Genomic DNA, 18,112 nt, shown 5'->3' on the forward strand with positions numbered 1-18,112 from the left:
ATCTCAGGCGAGCGGCTTGCCCTCGCGGTGGCGGCGCAGGCCCTCCGGGCCCTCGACCACGGCGGCGGTGAGCTCCTCGACGCTCGTGTCCTCGCGGCGTACGTCGAGGATCTTGCGGCCGTGGTTCATCACGATGTGCCGGTCGCAGATCTGGTACGCGTGGTGGAGGTTGTGCGTGACCAGGACCGAGCTGACGCCCTCCTGCTTCAGCTGGAGCAGATAGTTGAGCAGGGCCTCGGTCGCGCGGACCGCGAGCGCGCTGGTCGGCTCGTCGAGGATCAGCAGACTGCGCTTGAAGTGCACGGCACGGGCGATCGCCACCGCCTGCTGCTGGCCGCCGGAGAGCGAACCGACCAGCTGGCGGGGGCTCTTGATGCCCTCGATGGTGACCACGCTGTCGAGGATCCGCGCGGCGATCTCGTCCATCTTCCTGAGCTTCAGCATGCCCAGCGGGTTGGTGAGTTCACGGCCCATGAAGATATTGCGGGTGATGGTCATGGACGGCACGAGGGCGGAGTCCTGGAAGATCGTCTCCACACCGCGCTTCTCGGTCTCCTGGCGGTTGAGCGTGCCCAGCTTCTCGCCGCGCCACAGGTAGTCGCCCTCCTCGGCGACGACGACTCCGGACATCGTCTTGACCAGCGTCGACTTGCCGGCGCCGTTGTCGCCGAGCAGACCGACCACCTCGCCCTGGTGGATCTTGAAGCTGACGTCGTCGAGGACCGTGTTGGGGCCGTACCGCTTGGTGATGCCGGACAGCTCCAGCAGGACCTCGCCGGTGCGCTCCGCGGTGGCGGTGGGGGACATGGTTGCTCCGTTTCCGGCGGTGGGCTCGGCGGCGCTCACTTCGCCTTCCCCTCGATCATGCGGTTGAAGAAGGCCGCGGCGACGATGATCAGACCGACGAAGAGGTCCAGGTAGAAGCCGGGCGCACCACCGAGCAGCAGGATGTCCTGCACGGTGAGGATGAGGGCCGCGCCCAGGACCATGCCGAGGACGCTGCCCCGGCCGCCGGAGAGGGCCACGCCACCGACGACGGCCGCGGCGATCGCCTTCAGCTCCATGCCGCGCCCGGTGCCGGGCTGGACGGAACCGGTGCGGACGGCGGTCAGGACGGCGGCGAGGGCCACGCACAGCCCGAGGATGCCGAACGCGATGATCTTGACCCGGTCGGGGTTGATGGAGATGGCGCGGGCGGCGGCGGGGCTGCCGCCGACGGCGAAGATGTGGTTGCCGAGCCGGTGTCTGTGGACAAGGAGCCAGAACACAACACCAAGGCCGAGCAGCCACAGCGCCTGGCCCCGGAAGAAGCCGAGGTCGGCGGTGAAGACCTGCTTCACCGTCTCGCTGGGGACCATCAGGGCGGCCGTGGTGCCGTTGTAGAAGAGCGCCGCGCCCTCCCAGAACAGCATCATGCCCAGCGTCACGATGAAGGAGGGGATCTTGGCCTTGGTGACCAGGACGCCGTTCAGCAGGGCGATCGCGACACCGGTGAGCAGGGCCATGCCGGTGGCGGTCCAGGCGCCCGCCCCGTCGGCGTACCACCTGGTGAACACCAGCGCGCAGAAGGTGAAGTTGGCGCCGAGCGACAGGTCGAACTCACCGGCGATGATCAGGACACCGGCGCCGATGGCGAGGATCGCGAGGACCGGGACGCTCTGGCTGAGGACGTTGAAGTTGGACTTCTCCAGGTAGGGGAAGCCGACGGGGTCGACGAGGTAGTAGACGATGCAGCCGAGCTGCACCAGGACGAAGACCAGGCCGATCTCCAGCGCGCCCCGCCCCCTGATCTGGCGGAAGCGCTCGGTCAGGCGGTCTGCGGTGGTGGTGGGGGCGGAGTCCGCGAGAGTCCGCTTCCGGGCGGGCACGCCCCCGGTCGGGGCGTCCTCCGCGACGGCGGCGCCCCCGGCCGCCGCAATGCTCCCCGCGGTCGTCGGACCGCTGCGCTCGCTCATGCTCGTACTGCCTTCCTGATGGGGTTGGGCGGGGCGGCCGACGGGTGGTGCCGGGCCGCCCCGAGGCCTGTCCGGCGGATCAGGCCCGGTACGCGGGGTCCGCCACGCGCTCTGCCGCGTTGTCGTCGGCCGCCGACGCTCCGCGCGTCGAAGCGCGCCGACGCCCTTGTCCGCCTTGCTGCCGCACGCGGCGGACCCCGCTCACGGCGCCGGTGGGGCGCCGCTGCCTGAGCCGACACGGATCCGCCGGACAGGCTCCGGCCGAATGGCCGGCGGATGAGAGGCCGTGCCTACAGATCCGGACCGCGCCGGTCAGCGGACCTTGCCGGCGAGTTCCTTGGCGATGCCGACGTTGGACTTGTCGACCAGACCGCTGCCGCCGGAGTTGATGCTCGCCGGGCTGAGACCGAAGTCGAGCTTCAGACCGAGCTCCATGACCGTCTGGAAGCCCTGGACGTAGCCCTGCTGGTCGGCCGCCGCGTCGATGGCGCCGGACTCGATGCCGGTGACGATCTGCGGCGCCAAGTCGAAGCCGACGACGGGCACCTTCACCCCCGAGTCCTCCATGGCCTTGACGACGTTGCGGTGCGGGGTGCCGCCCAGCGGGACGACGGCCGCCGTGTCCTTGTGGCCGAGCAGATACTGCGTGATCTTGTCCAGGGCGGCGGAGTCCTCGATGCCGGTGCCGAGGATCTCCGTCTTGGCGCCCACCTCGTCGAGGGCTCGCTCGACGCCGGCGTGGCGCTGGACCGCGTAGACCTGGTCCGGGAACTCGACGGGGGTGAGGACGGTGTCGCCCTTGCCGATGTCGGGGTGGTCGGCGAGGAGACGCTTGCCGAGGAGGTAGCCGACCTCCTCGAAGTCCTGGCCGACGAAGCCGAGCGTGCAGTCGCCGACCGCACCCTCCTGCGTGATGTTGTACGTCATCACCGGGATGCCGGCCTTCTGGGCCGCGCAGACGTTCTCGGTGTACTTGTTGGGGTCGTCCAGGACGACGGCCAGCGCGGCGGGCTTGTCGGCGACCGCGCTGCCGATCAGGTCGTTGTACTTGGACTGGTCGCCCGAGCTGGTCTGCATGTTCAGGTCGAGGTTCAGCAACTGCGCGGCGTCCTTGGCGCCCTGCGCGATGGTCGTCCAGAACGGGTCGCCCGGGTCCTGGGGGAGCAGGAAGGTGACCTTGCGGTCCTTCGCCTTGCTGCCGAGGCCCGACTGCAGCGAGGTGCCCTTGCCCGAGGCCGACGCGGTGTCGTCCGCGGCGTTGGAGCAGCCCACGGCGAGCAGGGCCAGTGCGGGGACGACGGCCAGCGCGCGCCAGCCGGAGATCCGGCGGCCTCGGGGTCTGCGGGACGAGCGAGCGGAGTGCGGCATGTTTCTACCTCTCCCTTGAGGAATCTGTGAGGCGCCGCGCCCGCGGAGAATTGCGGGACTGACCGGATGGGGGCCTCTTTGGCGAAAATTAGCGCCCCTTTGGCCGAAGGTGTCAATGCGATTTCACGAGGTTGTTCCAACAAAAAGATTACGGCGATTGGGGAAGGTTTTGCGCAGGCCAGAGGGCCCTGCCGGGTTCTGATCAATACTCGGCAAGGCTCTCTGATCGCTGTATTCGATTCTTTATGGAGCGCTCTAGTTCGACGGAAAAAGATGCCCTAGGAAGCGAGTTCCTTGGTGATTCGGTCGAGCATGAACGCGGAGGATTCGCGGGCGCGTTCCTCCCAGGCGAAAACGCAGGCCGTGGCGGCTCCGTCGAAGTTCAGTTCGCGAAGGGTGCCGAAGAACGCGTCCCAGTCGACCTCGCCCTGCCCGATGTCCAGGTGCTGATGGATACGGGCGGTGGTGCCGGGCGGGTTGAGGATGTACCGCAGACCGCTGGAGCCCTTGTGGTTGAAGGAGTCCGCGATGTGCACATGCTTCAGCTTGTCGCCGGCGTAGCGCATCATCGCCGCGATGTCGGCCCTGGGGTCGGCTCCGGACAGATGGAAGGTGTGCGGGGCGCAGTACAGATAGTTCACCCAGGGCTTGTTGATCGCGCGGACCAGGTCGACCGCGGGGGTGTTCTCCTCGCAGAAATCGTCCGGGTGCGCCTCCAGGTTCAGAGCGATGCCTTCCCGCTCGAACACCGGCAGCAGCTCCTCCAGGGAGCGCCAGAACGCCGCCTCGCTCTCGGCGGCACGCTCGGGGCGGTCGTTGAACTCGGAGTTCATCAGCGTGCAGCCGAGATCCGACGTGATCTCGATCATCCGCTTCCAGTAGCGGACGGCCGCCTGCCGCTCGGTCTCGTCCGGCGACGACCACTTGTACAGCGGCAGCACCGACGACAACCGCACCCCGTGCGTGCGCAGCGACCGCTTGAACTCCGCGACACGCTCGTCGTCCGCCCGCGGATGCAGGAAGAACGGCATGAAGTCGTCACGCGGCGACAACTCGATGTACTGGTAGCCGAGTTCGGCGACCGTGCGCACCATGTCGTCGATCGACAGATGGCGGAACATATAGGGGTCGAGGGCGATCTTCACGCGGTGCCTCCGTAGAACGCGGGACGGGGCTTCATGTCGGCGGTGACGACCGTGCCGTCGGACTCCAGGGAGCGGACGGCGGCGTCGGTGATGACGGTCGCGGCGTAGCCGTCCCAGGCGGACGGCCCGGTGGGCTCGGCGCCGGCCGCGACGGCGTCGATCCACTCACGGAACTCGGTGTCGAAGGCCTCGGCGAACCGGGCCTTCCAGTCCTGCGGCACGGCGGTGCTGTGCCGCCCGGCGGTGCGGACGGCGACGGCGGCCGGGGTGGGCAGCCGCACGAGACCGTCCTCGCCGACGACCTCGCACTGGATGTCGTAGCCGTACTGGCAGTTGACGAAGACCTCCAGGTCGATGCGGACGCCGTTCGCCGTCTCGAAGACCATGATCTGCGGGTCCTTGAGGTGCTCGAACCGCTTGCTCGTGGCCCGCGGGGTGACCACCTGGGCGGAGACGATCTCGTCGTCGAGCAGCCAGCGCAGTACGTCGATCTCGTGCACGGCTGTGTCCTGCGCGGCCATCGGGGAGGTGTACGCGTCCGGCACGGTCGGGTTGCGGTGCGCGCAGTGCACGATCAGCGGGGTACCGAGCGCACCGGAGGAGAGGACGTCCTTCATCTGCCGGTAGCCGGGGTCGAAGCGCCGCATGAAGCCGACCTGGACCAGCCGGCGGCCGTGCGCGCGCTCGGCGTCGACGATGCGCAGACAGTCCTCGGCGGTGGTGGCCAGCGGCTTCTCGCAGAAGACGGGCTTGCCGGCCGCGATGGCGTTCAGCACATGCTCGGCGTGGGTGGGACCCCAGGAGGTGACGAGGACGGCGTCCACATCGGGCGAGGCGATCAGCTCGGCGCCGGTGGGCAGCGCGGCGGCGCCCACGCGGGCGGCGACCTCGGCGGCGCGCTCGGCGTCGATGTCGGTCACGGCGGAGATCCGCGCCCCCGTGACGACCTCGGTCAGACGCCGTATGTGGTCCTGGCCGATCATTCCGGCGCCGATGACGCCTACACGTACGGTCATGGCCGTTCCCTTCGAAGGGCTTGCGGGGGCCGGGAGTCGATGCGCTCCCGGCCCACAGGGGGGAGGACATCAGGAGAAGCGGGACTTGAGTTCCGCTTCGAGGGTTTCGAGGCTGCGGCCCTTGGTCTCGGGGACGTAGAGCTTCACGAACGTGAGGGAGAAGACCCCCGCCACCACGAACAGGAAGAACGTGTTGGAGATCCCGATCCCGGAGACCAGCGACGGGAAGACCAGACCGATCACGAAGTTGGTCAGCCACAGCACCACGGCCGCGACACCCATCCCGAAGCCACGCATCCGCATCGGGAAGATCTCCGACAGCATCAGCCAGGTCACCGGCGAGATCGCGCCCTGCTGGAACGCGAGGAACGTGACGGTCATCGCCAGCACCGCGTAGGCCCGGGCGTCACCGGAGGGCAGTACGAGGGAGAACACGCCGATCAGTAACAGGGCGGCCGTGGTGCCCATCTGACCGGCCATCAGCATCGGGCGGCGGTTGACACGGCCGAGCAGCCAGATGCCGACGAAGGTGGCGAGCACCGAGATCACACCGTTGGCGATGTTCGCGGTGAGTGCGCTGTCGGCGGCGAAGCCGGCGTCGGTGAGGATCTGCGTGCCGTAGTACATGATCGTGTTGACGCCGGTGATCTGCTGCACGATGGCGATGCCGAAGCCGACGAACATCAGCTTGCGGATCCACGGCGTGCTCTTGAGGTCCTGCCAGCCGCCGAGCTTCTCCCGCTCGTCCTTCACGGCCAGCGCGGACACCTCGGCGAGCTCGGCCTCGGCGCGCTGCCGCGACCGGACCTGCTTCAGCACCTCCAGGGCGTCGGTGAACCGGCTCTGGGAGGCCAGCCAGCGGGGGCTCTCCGGCATGACCAGCATGCCGAACCACAGCGCCACCGCGGGCACCGTCGCGATCACCAGCATCCAGCGCCAGACGCCGCCGGACTCGCCGCCCACCTGCGCGATGATCGCGTTGGAGGTGAAGGCGAGCAACTGCCCCGTCACGATCATCAGTTCGTTACGGGTGACCAGCGCACCACGCCGCTCGGCGGGGGAGACCTCCGCGAGGTAGACCGGCACGGTCACCGAGGCGCCGCCCACCGCGAGGCCCAGCACGAACCGCGCGACCACCATCACCGCGGTCGTGGGTGCGAGCGTGCAGCCGAGCGCGCCCACGAAGAACAGCACGGCGAGCGTGAGGATGGTCCGCCGCCGTCCGCGCGCGTCCGACAGCCGTCCACCGGTGACGGCACCGAGCGCGGCACCCAGCAGCAGCGAACTGGTGACCATGCCCTCGGTGACCGGCGTCAGCCCGAGGTCGTCCGTCATATAGGGCAGGGCACCGTTGATGACACCGGTGTCGTAACCGAAGAGCAGACCGCCGAAGGCGGCGATGAGGGTGATGAGCCGCAGCCGCCGCGACACGGCGGGCGGGGTGTCGTCTGCCTTGGCAGCGGGGGCCTGAGCCGCGTCGTCCCTGACGTCCATGGCCACCTCCTACTTGTTGACGGTCTTGTCGACGGTCGGGCGTCGGGTTCCGGTGAGGCCGCAGCCGGCCAGGTGCTCACGGGTGCGTACGGCGATGGGGAGCGGCACCTCGGGGGCGCACGGGTAGAGGTCCTGCTCGACGATCACGAACAACTCGGCGTCGAACAGGGCGAGTTCGGTTACCACATCGGCCGGGTTCGGTACCCCGGCGGGCGGCGACACGCACACGCCGCGTTTGACCGCCTCACCGAACGACAGGTTCTCGGCGGCGACCTGGGCGAGGATTTCCGGGTCCATCTGCTTGATGTGGACATAGCCCACGCGCTCACCGAACCGGCGGATCAGATCGAGGTTGTCACCCCCGCCGTACGCCACGTGCCCGGTGTCCAGGCACAGGTTGGTGTAGCGGCTGTCGGACTCGTTGAGCAGCCGCTCGATCTCCGGCCGCGTCTGGATGTGGCTGTCCGCGTGGGGGTGGATGACCAGCCGTACGTCGTACTCGTCCAGCAGCAGTCGGCCCAGCCGGTCCGCGGCCTTGCCGAAGCCGGCCCACTGCTCGGCGGTCAGCTCGGGCGACTCGGTGTAGTCACCGGTCTTCTCGTCCCGGTACATGGGCGGGATCAGCACCAGGTGGTGGGCGCCCGCGGCGGCCGTCAGCGTGGCCACCTGCCGGACATGGGCGAGCATCTCGTCCCATGCCTCGGGCCGGTGCAGCGCGCCGAACGCGGTACCGCCGGAGACCTGCAGCCCACGGGCGTCCAGCTCCTCCTTCAGCTGCCGCGGGTCCGTGGGGAGGTAGCCGTACGGGCCGAGCTCCAGCCACTTGTAGCCCGCCTCGGCCAGCTCGTCGAGGAAGCGCGTGTACAGAACCTGATGCTCGTCCTCGGGGAACCACACACCCCAGGAGTCGGGCGCGGAACCGAGGCAGAGGTTGCCCACGGTGGTGCGGAGGGATGGCGTCGTTGCCATGGGGCACGTCCTTCGGGAAGGGGAGAGGGGTCGGCCGGAGTTCAGTTGGAGGTGGGGAAGTCGAAACCCGCCGTGTGCTGTTGCCTGGGCTGGGGCCAGCGGGTGGTGACGACCTTGGGGCGGGTGTAGAAGCGGATGCCCTCGGGGCCGTGGATGGGGGAGTCGCCGATGAGGGAGTCCTTCCAGCCGCCGAAGGAGTAGTAGGACATCGGGACCGGCACGGGGACGTTGATGCCGATCATGCCGATCTTGACGTTGCGCTGGAATCGTCGGGCGGCTTCGCCGGAGGCGGTGAACAGGGCGGTGCCGTTGCCGTAGGGGTTGGCGTTGATGAGGTCGATGGCCTGGTCGAGGGACTCGACCCGGATGACCGCCAGGACCGGGCCGAACAGTTCCTCCTGGTAGGCGTCCATGTCGGTGGTGACGTGGTCGAGGAGGGAGGGGCCGGTGAAGAAGCCGTCCTCGTGGCCGTCGATCTTGAGGCCCCGTCCGTCGACGACGACGGTGGCGCCTTGGGTGGCGGCGATACCGACGGCGTTCTCGACGCGCTCCTGGGCTGCCTTGGTGACGAGGGGGCCCATTTCGGTGCCGGGTGCGTCACCCGGGCCGACCTTGACCTCGCGGGCCTTGCGCTCCAGCACCTCGACCAGTCCGTCGGCCGCGTCGCCGACCGCGACGGCGACGGACACGGCCATGCAGCGCTCGCCCGCGGAGCCGTAGGCGCCTGCGGTGATGTGGTTGGCGGCGAACTCCAGGTCGGCGTCGGGGAGGACGACGGCGTGGTTCTTGGCGCCGCCGAGGGCCTGGACGCGCTTGCCGTGGGCGGTGGCCTGCTCGTGGACGTACTTGGCGATCGGGGTCGAGCCGACGAAGGACACGGCCTCGATGCCGGGATGGGTGAGGATGGCGTCGACCGCGTCCTTGCCGCCGTGGACGACGTTGAAGACGCCGTCCGGCAGACCGGCCTTCTTGTACAGCTCGGCGACGAAGTTCGCGGCGGAGGGGTCGCGTTCGCTGGGCTTGAGGATGAAGGTGTTGCCGGTGGCGATGGCGATGGGGTGCATCCACAGTGGCACCATCGCCGGGAAGTTGAACGGGGTGATGCCCGCGACGACTCCCAGGGGCTGGCGGAAGTCGTGGACGTCGACGCCGCGGGAGACCTGGTCGGAGAAGGAGCCCTTGAGGACGTCGCCGAGGCCGCAGGCGAATTCGACGACTTCGCGTCCGCGGACGATCTCGCCTCGGGCGTCGTCGATGGTCTTGCCGTGTTCGGCGGAGATGATCCGGCCCAGCTCTTCCTCGTGCTCCACGAGCAGGTGCCGGAAGGCGAACATCACCTGGGTGCGCTGGGTGAGCGACGACTCCGACCAGGTCTCGAACGCCTTCGCGGCGGCGGTGACGGCCGCGTCCACGTCGGCGGCCCCGCCCAGGACGACCCGGGCCTGCTCGGCGCCGGTGGCCGGGTTGAAGACGGGGGCGGTATCCGTGCCGGTGACCCGGACGCCGTCGATCCAGTGGGGGATGGTGTTCATATGAGGGTGTCCTTACAGGTAGTGGCGCTGGGCTTGCTTGGCGGCGGCGTAGGTGTCGTGGGCGCGGCGCGTGGAGTCGAGCGCGGAGACCTCGCTGACGGGAACGTCCCACCAGCCGTGGCCGGGCGGGTTGGGTCCGTAGAGGTCGGTTTCGACATGCACGACCGTGGTGCGGCCGGCGGCCTTGGCCTTCTCCATCGCGACACGGAACCCGTCCACCGTGGTCGCGTGCAGCACATCCGCGCCCAGCGAGGAGGCGTTCGCGGCGAGATCGACGGGCAGGACCTCACCGTCCAACAGGCCTGAATCGCCGTCGCGGAAGCGGTACTTGGTGCCGAAGCGCTGGGAGCCCAGGGATTCGGACAGGGCTCCGATGGAGGCGAAGCCGTGGTTCTGGACCAGGACGATGATGACCTTCAGCCCCTCGGAGACCATGGTGACGATCTCCTGGGCCATCATCAGATACGAGCCGTCACCGACCAGGACCACGACCTCACGGGACGGGTCCGCCATCTTGGCGCCGACACCGGCCGCGACCTCGTAGCCCATGCAGGAGTAGGCGTACTCGACGTGGTAGGCCTTCGGGTCGCGCGCCCGCCAGAGCTGCTGCAGGTCACCCGGCATCGAACCGGCCGCGTTGATGACCACGGCGCGGTCGTCGAGGACGTCGTTGAGGGCGCCGAGGATCTGCGTCTGGGCGGGCAGATCGCCCGTGTTGCGGTCCGGGGCGAAGCACTCCTCCTCGATCTCCCGCGTACGGGCGATGAGTTGACGGGTGCGGTCGCGGTACTCCGGCTCGACCTCCCAGTCCGACAGCGCGCCCGCGAGGGCCTGGATGCCGAGCCGGGCATCGGCCACCAGCGGTTCCGCCGAGTGCTTCACCGCGTCCAGCCGGGCGACGTTGAGGTTGACGAACGTGACGTCGGGATTGCCGAACACCGTGTGACTGGCGGTGGTGAAGTCGGAGTACCGGGTGCCGATGCCGAGGACGACATCGGCGTCCTTCGCCAGTTCGTTGGCGGCGTAGGAGCCGGTGGAGCCGATGCCGCCGACTGAGCAGGGGTGGTCCCAGGCCACGGCGCCTTTGCCGGCGTGGGTGTCGGCGACGGGGATGCCGGTGGCTTCGGCGAAGGCGCGCAACGCGGTTTCCGCGCCGGAGTAGACGGTGCCGCCTCCGGCCACGATCAGCGGCTTCTCGGCGTTGCGCAGCAGACGGGCGGCTCGTTCCACGGCTGCTGCCTCCGGCACCGGGCGGCCCACGTGCCAGACCCGGCGCCGGAAGAAGGAGACCGGCCAGTCGTACGCCTCCGCCTGTACGTCCTGGGGCAGGGCGAGCGTCACCGCGCCGGTCTCCACCGGGTCGGTGAGGACACGCATGGCGGCGAGAGCGGCCGGGATCAGCTGCTCGGGCCGGGAGACGCGGTCGAAGTACTTGGATACGGCGCGGAAGGCGTCGTTGACCGTGACGTCCCCGCCCCGGGTGTCCTCCAGTTGCTGGAGGACGGGGTCGGCGACGCGGGTGGCGAACATGTCGCTGGGCAGCAGCAGGACCGGGATGCGGTTGGTGGTCGCCAGCGCGGCACCGGTGATCATGTTGGTGGAGCCGGGGCCGGTGGAGGCGGTGCAGGCGAAGGTGGCGAGCCGGTCGCGCATCTTGGCGTAGGCGACGGAGGCGTGGACCATGCCCTGTTCGTTGCGCGCCAGGTAGTAGGGGAGATCGGCTTCTTGCGTGACGGCGGCCTGCAACAGTGCCTGTCCGATGCCGGCGACGTTGCCGTGGCCGAAGATGCCCCAGACGCCGGGGATCAGTCGGTGTTCCTGGCCGTCGCGCTCGCTGTACTGGTTCGCGAGGAAGCGCACCAGGGCCTGCGCGGTGGTGAGCCTGATCGTTTCCATCACTCGTTCTCCTCGGCGCCGAACGGCAGCCGGTCGTCGACGTCCTGCGAGTCCCAGGTGGCGCGGACCCAGCCGTGGGCGGGGTCGTCGCAGATCAGCCAGGCACGGTCCTGTCCCGGTCCCGCCATGACGTTGAGGTAGTAGAGGTCGTAGCCGGGCGCGGCGATCGACGGGCCGTGCCAGCCGTGCGGGATCAACACCGTGTCGCCGGAGCGGATCTCGGCGAGCACATCGATCGGCCGCTCGGCGGTGCCGTAGACACGCTGATAGCCGAAGCCGTTCTCGCCGGAGACCTCGAAGTGGTAGATCTCCTCCAGCTCCGATTCCTGGCCGGGGCGTGCCTCGTCGTGCTTGTGCGGCGGGTACGACGACCAGTTGCCCCCGGGCGTCAGCACCTCGCACACCAGCAGTTGCTCGGCGTCGAAGGTGCCGGGCAGGCAGTAGTTGTTCACCTGCCGCGAGCACGCACCGGCGCCGCGCAACTCGACGGGTACCCCTGCTCCGGGCCCGTACCGGGCGGAGAGGGAGCTCCGCTCGGTACGGGCGGAGGGCAGCGCGAACCTGCCACCGGTCGCGCTGCTGATGGTGGCCTCCGACTCGCGGGGGAGGTAGGCGAAGTCGGTGACCGAGGCGAACACATCTGTGCGGCCGTCGAGTGCGAAGGTCTGCCCGTCGACGGCGACGGTGCAGCCGCCGGTCAGGGGCAGGACCAGGAACTCGGAGTCGCCGGTGGAGAGCGTGTGCGCCTGTCCCGGACCCAGGGCCAGGATCCGGAGACCGGAGTAACCCCATCCCGCCGACTCGGGCGTGACGACGAGGTCGTACGGACCCTCGGCGGCGGTCCCCTTGGGCAGGTGGTACTTGCTGGTGCCGGTGTCGGTCACAGCAGGCTCACCGCCCGGTCGACGGCACCGGCGACATCGCCGTCGGAGGGGTAGAGGAGGGAGCGGCCGACGACCAGGCCCTGTGCGGTGGGCTGCTTGAGCGCCTTGCCCCAGGAGGCGAAGGCGGCGTCGGGGTCCTTGACCTCACCGCCCAGCAGCAGCGCCGGCAGCGTCGAGGAGGCGAGCACGCGTTCCATGCCGTCGACGACGGGCAGCTTGAGCCAGGTGTAGGCGGTGCGCCGTCCCAGCCCCGAGGCGATGGTGACGGACTTGACGACCGCGTCGGTGGAGAGGTCGTTGCGGATCCTCCCGTCCTGCCAGACGGAGATGAACGGCTCGATCATCGCGATGAGTCGACGATCGTTGAGCTGGTCGACCGCGTGGGCGGTGTTCTCCAGCACGGACGGGGTCGCCGGGTCGTCGAGGGCGATGCGCGTGAGCATCTTGCCGCCGTCGAAGCCCATGGCGGCGATGGTCTCGGCGTCGTAGCCGGTGAACCGGTCGTCGATCTCGAAGACCGAACCGGCGAGTCCGGCGCGGTTCATGGAGCCGAAGACGCTCTTGCCGTCGAGGACGCCGAGGAGCAGCAGGTCCTCCAGGATGTCGGCGGTGGCGAGGACCCCGGTCACGCCGGGCCGTTCCAGTGCCACGCAGAGGCGGTCCAGGAGCTTGAAGCGGTCGGCCATGGCGTTGGAGTCGCCTCCCACGCCGTTGGCGCCGCGTGCCGGATGGTCGGCGGCGATGATCATCGCCTTGCCGTGCTCGCCGAGCAGCGAGGTGGCTCTCACACGTCGGGCCGCCGCCACGGCGATGGCACCGGGGTCCTGGACCCGGGTCACCACGACGCGGTTCGCGTTGTCGGACTGCACCTCGTCACACCTCTCGTTCGATGTCATCGGGAGCCGTCGCCCGGTCCCGAGCCGCGGCCGCGCGCAGCTTTTCCTCCACCTCGGTCCGGGTGGGCATGGCGTCGGAGCAGGACAACCGTCCGGCGACGACGGCCCCGGCGGCGTTGGCGAAGGCGACGGTCCGGCGGGTGCCCCAGCCGGACAGCAGTCCGTGGCAGAGGGCGCCGCCGAAGGCGTCACCGGCGCCGAGGCCGTTGACCACGTCCACCGGGACCGGCGGGATCTCGGCGACCGAGCCGTCCCGGTCCATGGCCAGCACACCCTTCGGCCCTTGCTTGACCACGGCCAGTTCGACCCCGGCGGCCAGCAGCGCCTTCGCCGCCGCGTACGGTTCGCGTTCGCCGGTGGCGACCTCGCACTCGTCGAGATTCCCGACGGCGACCGTGGTGTGCCGCAAGGCCTCGGCGTAGTACCCGCGAGCCTCCTCGGGGGTCGCCCAGAACATCGGCCGCCAGTCCAGATCGAACACGGTGATCCCGGCCTTCGCCCGGTGTGCCAGAGCCGCGAGCGTGGCCGACCGGCTCGGTTCCTCGCTCAGCCCGGTCCCCGTCATCCAGAAGACCGCCGCGTCCCGCACCGCCCCCAAGTCCAGCTCCTCGCTGCGGATGTCCAGGTCAGGGGCCTTGGGGAGCCGGTAGAAGTAGAGCGGGAAGTCGTCCGGCGGAAAGATCTCGCAGAACGTCACCGGCGTCGGCGCGATGTCCGACACCCCTACGAACCGCGCGTCCACGCCGTACCCCTCCAGGGCACCGCGCACGAAGTCCCCGAACGGATCCCGCCCGGTCTTCGTGATGACGGCCGCAGACCGGCCGTACCGCGCCGCCGCCACCGCCACATTCGTCGGACTGCCACCCAGGTACTTGCCGAACGAGGTGACCTGCGCCAGCCCCACACCTGTCTGGAGCGGATACACATCCACTCCCACACGGCCCATGGTCAGCACTTCCAGCGGCATAGCGGCGGTTTCCCTTCGCTCCGGAGACCCGGGGAGTTGTCAGGGGAGTTGTCAGGGGAGGAGTCGACTGACGCGCGCTACTAGCGCGCTCTAGTGCGAGTACGATGGCCCCTGTCCAAATGTCATGTCAATAGCTTGTTGCCGGGAGATTTCGGGGCCGCCCATAGGGTGGGCGCGGCGAAGGGTGGTTCTCAGGTGAATGCATCGGGCAAGCAGCGGCCCACGATGGCGGACGTGGCCGCGAAGGCCGGCGTGTCCAGGGCGCTCGTCTCGATCATCTTCCGTGGTCAGCCGGGAGCGGGCCGGGAGACCCGGGAGCGGGTGCTGCGTGTCGCCGACGAGATCGGTTACCGTCCCGACAACGCGGCCCGGCTACTGGCGCGCGGGCGCAGCCGCACGCTCGGCGTCATGTTCACCGTGCACCAGACCTTCCAGGCGGACCTCGTCGAGGGCATCTATCCCGAGGCGGAGCGGCTCGGCTACGAGGTGCTGCTGTCGGCGACCGGTCCCGGGCGCAGCGAGGCCAAGGCCGTGGAGGCCTTGCTCAGTCATCGCTGTGAGGCGGTGATCCTGCTCGGCCCGGACGCGTCGGACGCCGACCTCGACGCGCTCGGGCAGCGCACGGTCGCCGTCTCGGTCGGCCGTCGAGTGCCGCGCGCCCGTGTCGACAGCGTGCACACCGCCGAGGGCAAGGGCGTACGACAGGCCATGGACCACCTCGTCGAACTGGGGCACCGTCGGATCGTGCACATCGACGGCGGCCGGGGCCCCGGCTCGGCCGAGCGGCGGCGGGCCTACCGGGCCGCGATGCGTCGCCATGGGCTGGAGGCCGAGCTGAGGGTGATACCCGGTGAGCACACGGAGCAGTCCGGTATCGAGACCGGCCGACTGCTCGTGGAGGAGCGTGACAGGGGGCTGCCCCTGCCGACGGCGGTCCTCGCCGGCAACGACCGTTGCGCGATGGGCCTGTTGATGGCCCTGACCCGGGCCGGGGTCGAGGTTCCACGCGATCTGTCGGTCGTCGGCTACGACGACAGCCATCTCTCCCATCTGATGCCGATCGGTCTGACCACCGTCCGTCAGGACGCGGTCCTCATGGCGGAGCACGCGGTGCGGTTCGCCGTGGAGCGCCTGGAGGACGGGGAGTTGGAGCCGCGGGAGGCGGTGCTGGACTCGAAACTGGTCGTACGGGGAACGAGTGGGCCGGCCCGGGAAGGGTCGGCCTGAAGGATCACCACCGGTCGATCGCGACTCGGTGCCGGTCCTGCCCGGCGGCATGGAACCGGGGCCCGAACCGCTCCGCCGGCGCCGCGCCGAGGGGAACTCCTCTGGGCCGTCGTGCGTGGTGTTCGCCTTCCGCGAGGTCATGCCGTTGCCCTGGGGCACGGCAGCGGATGTCCTAGGACAACACAGAAGCAGAGGCCGTCGCAGGGCCCGGCATCACAGGATCACCGGCGCGTCCGTACGGGCGGCGATGTCCTCGGCGGTCACCCCCGGCCCGCATTCCACGAGTGCGAGGCCCTCGGGGGTGACGTCGAGGACGCCGAGGTCGGTGATGACGCGGTGGACGCAGCGCTCGCCGGTGAGCGGGAGCGTGCACTCCTTGACGATCTTGGGGCTGCCGTCCTTGGCGGTGTGTTCCATGAGGACGATGACCCGGCGGGCGCCGTGGACCAGGTCCATGGCTCCGCCCATGCCCTTGACCATCTTGCCGGGGATCATCCAGTTGGCGAGGTCGCCGGCGGCCGACACCTGCATCGCGCCGAGGACCGCCGTGTCGATGTGGCCGCCCCGGATCATGCCGAAGGACAGTGCCGAGTCGAAGAAGGAGGCCCCCGGCAGCACGGTGACGGTCTCCTTGCCCGCGTTGATGAGATCGGGGTCGACCTCGGTCTCGGTCGGGTACGGACCGGTGCCGAGGATGCCGTTCTCGGAGTGCAGGACGACATGGACGCCCGGCGGAAGGTGGCCGGGGATGAGGGTGGGCAGCCCGATGCCCAGGTTGACGTAGGAGCCGTCGGTGAGTTCGGCGGCGGCGCGGGCGGCCATCTCGTCGCGGGTCCAGCCCGGTCGCGTAAGAGCGCCCGGTTCCGTACGTCCGTCGATGCTCGGGGTGCCGGTGCCGGTGCCGGTGCCCATGTCGATGTCGGTGCTCATGCGCGTACGGTCCCTTGTGTCGAAGACGCGGAAATCGAAAGACGTTCTATGTGCTTGTCGGCGGCCTGGTCGCCGGTCAGCCGCACCACCCGCTGGACGTAGATGCCCGGCAGATGCACCTCGTCGGGGCTCAACTCGCCCGGCTCCACCAGCTCTTCGACTTCGGCCACCGTCACGCGTCCCGCCATCGCGGCCAGCGGATTGAAGTTGGCGGCCGACCCGCGGAAGACCAGGTTTCCGTGGCGGTCGCCGCGCCAGGCCCGTACGAGGGCGAAGTCGGTGGTGATGCCGTGCTCCAGGACGTACGTGCGGTCGGCGAAGTCGCGGGTCTCCTTGGGCGGGGAGGCCACGGCGACCGAGCCGTCGGCCGCGTAGCGCCAGGGCAGGCCGCCCTTGGCGACCTGGGTGCCCACGCCCGCCGGGGTGTAGAAGGCGGGGATGCCCGCTCCGCCGGCGCGCAGCCGCTCCGCGAGGGTGCCCTGCGGTACCAGCTCCACCTCCAGTTCGCCCGCGAGATACTGACGGGCGAACTCCTTGTTCTCGCCCACATAGGAACCGGTGACACGGGCGATGCGGCCCGCGCCCAGCAGGACGCCGAGGCCCCGACCGTCCACGCCGCAGTTGTTCGACACGACCCGCAGACCGGTGGCGCCCTGGTCGTAGAGGGCGCGGATCAGGACGGCCGGGATGCCGCTGAGACCGAAGCCGCCCACGGCCAGCGACGCGCCGTCGGGGATGCCGGCGACCGCCTCGGCGGCGCTCGCGCAGACCTTGTCCATGAGAAGAGGGGCCTTTCTGTTCCTGACGGAAGGCGGTGGTTACGGCCGCTTCCGCAAGCGCCTGCGGGCGACCGGGACGGCGACCGGATCGGGGCCGGGCACCACGGTGTTGGAGAGGGAGCCGATGCCCTCGACGGTCAGCGTCACCGTGTCGCCGGGCTTCAGCGGTGGCGGGTCCTGCCTGCCCCGTACGCCCCAGAGTTCGGCGAGGCAGCCGCCGTTGCCGCAGGTGCCGGAGCCGAGGACGTCGCCGGGGCGGACGGTCGTGCCGCGCGACGCGTAGGCGACCATCTCCTCGAAGGTCCAGCTCATGTTGGACAGGAGGTCCGCGCCGACGACCTCGCCGTTGATCTCGGCGGTCAGGGCGAGGCGCAGGAGACCGTCCGGGTCGCGGTACTTCTCCAGCTCGTCGGCGGTGACGAGGTACGGGCCCAGGGTGGTGGCGGTGTCCTTGCCCTTGCAGGGGCCGAGGCCCACGCGCATCTCGGCGGACTGGAGGTCGCGCGCGGACCAGTCGTTGAAGATCGTGTAGCCGACGATGTGGTCCCGGGCCCGCTCGGGGGTGAGGTCGCGGCCCTCCTCGCCGATCACGGCGGCGACTTCGAGCTCGAAGTCCAGCACGCTCGACCCCGGCGGCATCGGGATGTCGTCGTGCGGGCCGTACACCGCGTAGGGGTTGGTGAAGTAGAACGTGGGGGCCGCGTACCACTGCTCCGGCACCCCGGCGGTGCCGTCCACGGAGCGTCGTACGCCCTCCACGTGTTCCTCGAAGGTGACGAAGTCCCGCACCGTGGGCGGCTGGAGCGGTGCCAGGAGTCGTACGTCGCTGATGTGCGGCCCGGTCGAGTCGTCGACCATGGCGGCGACCCGGTCGAGCAGGGCGGGCAGGCCGCCGGCCTCGGCGAGCAGGCCGGCCAGCGAAGGGACACCGGGCAGCGGGCGGAGGGTGCCGTCCTCGTCGACGACGGCCACCTGGTGCCGGTCGCGGTACTCGTACGTGGCGAAGCGCATGGAGAGGTCCTGTCGGCCGGGGAGCGGGGCGGGGGAGACCGGG

16 protein-coding genes are annotated in these 18,112 nt (G+C 69.8%); 1 reads left to right on the forward strand and 15 read right to left on the reverse strand.

What is annotated here, in order from left to right; translation table 11 throughout:
• Positions 1 to 3: 3 nt before the first annotated feature.
• The 12 genes from STRIP9103_RS41030 to iolC form a co-directional block, all read right to left on the reverse strand.
• Positions 4 to 807: an ATP-binding cassette domain-containing protein gene (locus STRIP9103_RS41030; RefSeq protein ID WP_009338712.1), complete on the reverse strand. Its 804-nt coding sequence runs from the start codon at positions 805 to 807 to the stop codon at positions 4 to 6.
• Between the two features lie 35 nt (positions 808 to 842).
• Positions 843 to 1,955, reverse strand: a complete 1,113-nt coding sequence (locus STRIP9103_RS41035; protein WP_009338708.1) for an ABC transporter permease — start codon at positions 1,953 to 1,955, stop codon at positions 843 to 845.
• Between the two features lie 312 nt (positions 1,956 to 2,267).
• Positions 2,268 to 3,323 (reverse strand): sugar ABC transporter substrate-binding protein, encoded by a 1,056-nt coding sequence (locus STRIP9103_RS41040; protein WP_009338714.1) that lies wholly within the window; start codon positions 3,321 to 3,323, stop codon positions 2,268 to 2,270.
• A 278-nt stretch (positions 3,324 to 3,601) separates the two neighbouring features.
• Positions 3,602 to 4,468 (reverse strand): sugar phosphate isomerase/epimerase family protein, encoded by an 867-nt coding sequence (locus tag STRIP9103_RS41045; RefSeq protein ID WP_009338718.1) that lies wholly within the window; start codon positions 4,466 to 4,468, stop codon positions 3,602 to 3,604.
• Positions 4,465 to 5,484, reverse strand: coding sequence for a Gfo/Idh/MocA family protein (locus STRIP9103_RS41050; protein WP_009338733.1), 1,020 nt, complete (start codon positions 5,482 to 5,484; stop codon positions 4,465 to 4,467). Before STRIP9103_RS41050 ends, STRIP9103_RS41045 begins: the two co-directional genes overlap by 4 nt.
• A 69-nt stretch (positions 5,485 to 5,553) precedes the next feature.
• Positions 5,554 to 6,978, reverse strand: a complete 1,425-nt coding sequence (locus STRIP9103_RS41055) for a sugar porter family MFS transporter (protein ID WP_048821942.1) — start codon at positions 6,976 to 6,978, stop codon at positions 5,554 to 5,556.
• A 9-nt stretch (positions 6,979 to 6,987) separates the two neighbouring features.
• Entirely contained in the window at positions 6,988 to 7,947 is a 960-nt protein-coding gene (locus tag STRIP9103_RS41060; RefSeq protein WP_009338729.1) for a TIM barrel protein, read from the reverse strand.
• Between the two features lie 41 nt (positions 7,948 to 7,988).
• Positions 7,989 to 9,479, reverse strand: a complete 1,491-nt coding sequence (locus tag STRIP9103_RS41065) for a CoA-acylating methylmalonate-semialdehyde dehydrogenase (RefSeq protein WP_009338710.1) — start codon at positions 9,477 to 9,479, stop codon at positions 7,989 to 7,991.
• A 12-nt stretch (positions 9,480 to 9,491) separates the two neighbouring features.
• Positions 9,492 to 11,375 (reverse strand): 3D-(3,5/4)-trihydroxycyclohexane-1,2-dione acylhydrolase (decyclizing), encoded by a 1,884-nt coding sequence (gene iolD / locus STRIP9103_RS41070; protein ID WP_048821944.1) that lies wholly within the window; start codon positions 11,373 to 11,375, stop codon positions 9,492 to 9,494.
• Positions 11,375 to 12,259, reverse strand: a complete 885-nt coding sequence (gene iolB, locus STRIP9103_RS41075) for a 5-deoxy-glucuronate isomerase (protein ID WP_009338723.1) — start codon at positions 12,257 to 12,259, stop codon at positions 11,375 to 11,377. Before iolB ends, iolD begins: the two co-directional genes overlap by 1 nt.
• Positions 12,256 to 13,155, reverse strand: a complete 900-nt coding sequence (locus tag STRIP9103_RS41080; RefSeq protein WP_374005073.1) for a Cgl0159 family (beta/alpha)8-fold protein — start codon at positions 13,153 to 13,155, stop codon at positions 12,256 to 12,258. The genes iolB and STRIP9103_RS41080 overlap by 4 nt, the downstream gene beginning before the upstream one ends.
• Positions 13,133 to 14,122: a 5-dehydro-2-deoxygluconokinase gene (gene iolC, locus STRIP9103_RS41085; protein WP_009338706.1), complete on the reverse strand. Its 990-nt coding sequence runs from the start codon at positions 14,120 to 14,122 to the stop codon at positions 13,133 to 13,135. The genes STRIP9103_RS41080 and iolC overlap by 23 nt, the downstream gene beginning before the upstream one ends.
• Before the next feature lie 225 nt (positions 14,123 to 14,347).
• On the opposite strand from iolC, the gene STRIP9103_RS41090 reads away from it, so the two are divergent.
• Positions 14,348 to 15,349 (forward strand): LacI family DNA-binding transcriptional regulator, encoded by a 1,002-nt coding sequence (locus STRIP9103_RS41090; protein ID WP_048821945.1) that lies wholly within the window; start codon positions 14,348 to 14,350, stop codon positions 15,347 to 15,349.
• A 213-nt stretch (positions 15,350 to 15,562) separates the two neighbouring features.
• On the opposite strand, the gene STRIP9103_RS41095 is transcribed toward STRIP9103_RS41090, so the two are convergent.
• The 3 genes from STRIP9103_RS41095 to STRIP9103_RS41105 are packed head-to-tail and all read right to left on the reverse strand — an operon-like array spanning position 15,563 to position 18,069.
• Positions 15,563 to 16,279, reverse strand: coding sequence for a CoA transferase subunit B (locus STRIP9103_RS41095; RefSeq protein ID WP_009338731.1), 717 nt, complete (start codon positions 16,277 to 16,279; stop codon positions 15,563 to 15,565).
• Entirely contained in the window at positions 16,276 to 17,058 is a 783-nt protein-coding gene (locus tag STRIP9103_RS41100) for a CoA transferase subunit A (RefSeq protein WP_009338725.1), read from the reverse strand. Before STRIP9103_RS41100 ends, STRIP9103_RS41095 begins: the two co-directional genes overlap by 4 nt.
• A 39-nt stretch (positions 17,059 to 17,097) precedes the next feature.
• Positions 17,098 to 18,069, reverse strand: coding sequence for a fumarylacetoacetate hydrolase family protein (locus STRIP9103_RS41105; protein WP_009338722.1), 972 nt, complete (start codon positions 18,067 to 18,069; stop codon positions 17,098 to 17,100).
• Between the last annotated feature and the right edge of the window lie 43 nt (positions 18,070 to 18,112).

The organism is Streptomyces ipomoeae 91-03 (assembly GCF_000317595.1).
Taxonomy (GTDB): Bacteria; Actinomycetota; Actinomycetes; order Streptomycetales; family Streptomycetaceae; genus Streptomyces; species Streptomyces ipomoeae.

What these genes read in the sequence shown, in the direction of transcription:
- STRIP9103_RS41030 (WP_009338712.1), bottom strand. Translation starts at nt 807, where the DNA reads ATGTCCCCCACCGCCACCGCGGAGCGCACCGGCGAGGTCCTGCTGGAG.
- STRIP9103_RS41035 (WP_009338708.1), bottom strand. Translation starts at nt 1,955, where the DNA reads ATGAGCGAGCGCAGCGGTCCGACGACCGCGGGGAGCATTGCGGCGGCC.
- STRIP9103_RS41040 (WP_009338714.1), bottom strand. Translation starts at nt 3,323, where the DNA reads ATGCCGCACTCCGCTCGCTCGTCCCGCAGACCCCGAGGCCGCCGGATC.
- STRIP9103_RS41050 (WP_009338733.1), bottom strand. Translation starts at nt 5,484, where the DNA reads ATGACCGTACGTGTAGGCGTCATCGGCGCCGGAATGATCGGCCAGGAC.
- STRIP9103_RS41055 (WP_048821942.1), bottom strand. Translation starts at nt 6,978, where the DNA reads ATGGACGTCAGGGACGACGCGGCTCAGGCCCCCGCTGCCAAGGCAGAC.
- STRIP9103_RS41060 (WP_009338729.1), bottom strand. Translation starts at nt 7,947, where the DNA reads ATGGCAACGACGCCATCCCTCCGCACCACCGTGGGCAACCTCTGCCTC.
- STRIP9103_RS41065 (WP_009338710.1), bottom strand. Translation starts at nt 9,479, where the DNA reads ATGAACACCATCCCCCACTGGATCGACGGCGTCCGGGTCACCGGCACG.
- iolD (WP_048821944.1), bottom strand. Translation starts at nt 11,375, where the DNA reads ATGGAAACGATCAGGCTCACCACCGCGCAGGCCCTGGTGCGCTTCCTC.
- STRIP9103_RS41080 (WP_374005073.1), bottom strand. Translation starts at nt 13,155, where the DNA reads ATGACATCGAACGAGAGGTGTGACGAGGTGCAGTCCGACAACGCGAAC.
- iolC (WP_009338706.1), bottom strand. Translation starts at nt 14,122, where the DNA reads ATGCCGCTGGAAGTGCTGACCATGGGCCGTGTGGGAGTGGATGTGTAT.
- STRIP9103_RS41090 (WP_048821945.1), top strand. Translation starts at nt 14,348, where the DNA reads ATGGCGGACGTGGCCGCGAAGGCCGGCGTGTCCAGGGCGCTCGTCTCG.
- STRIP9103_RS41095 (WP_009338731.1), bottom strand. Translation starts at nt 16,279, where the DNA reads ATGAGCACCGACATCGACATGGGCACCGGCACCGGCACCGGCACCCCG.
- STRIP9103_RS41100 (WP_009338725.1), bottom strand. Translation starts at nt 17,058, where the DNA reads ATGGACAAGGTCTGCGCGAGCGCCGCCGAGGCGGTCGCCGGCATCCCC.
- STRIP9103_RS41105 (WP_009338722.1), bottom strand. Translation starts at nt 18,069, where the DNA reads ATGCGCTTCGCCACGTACGAGTACCGCGACCGGCACCAGGTGGCCGTC.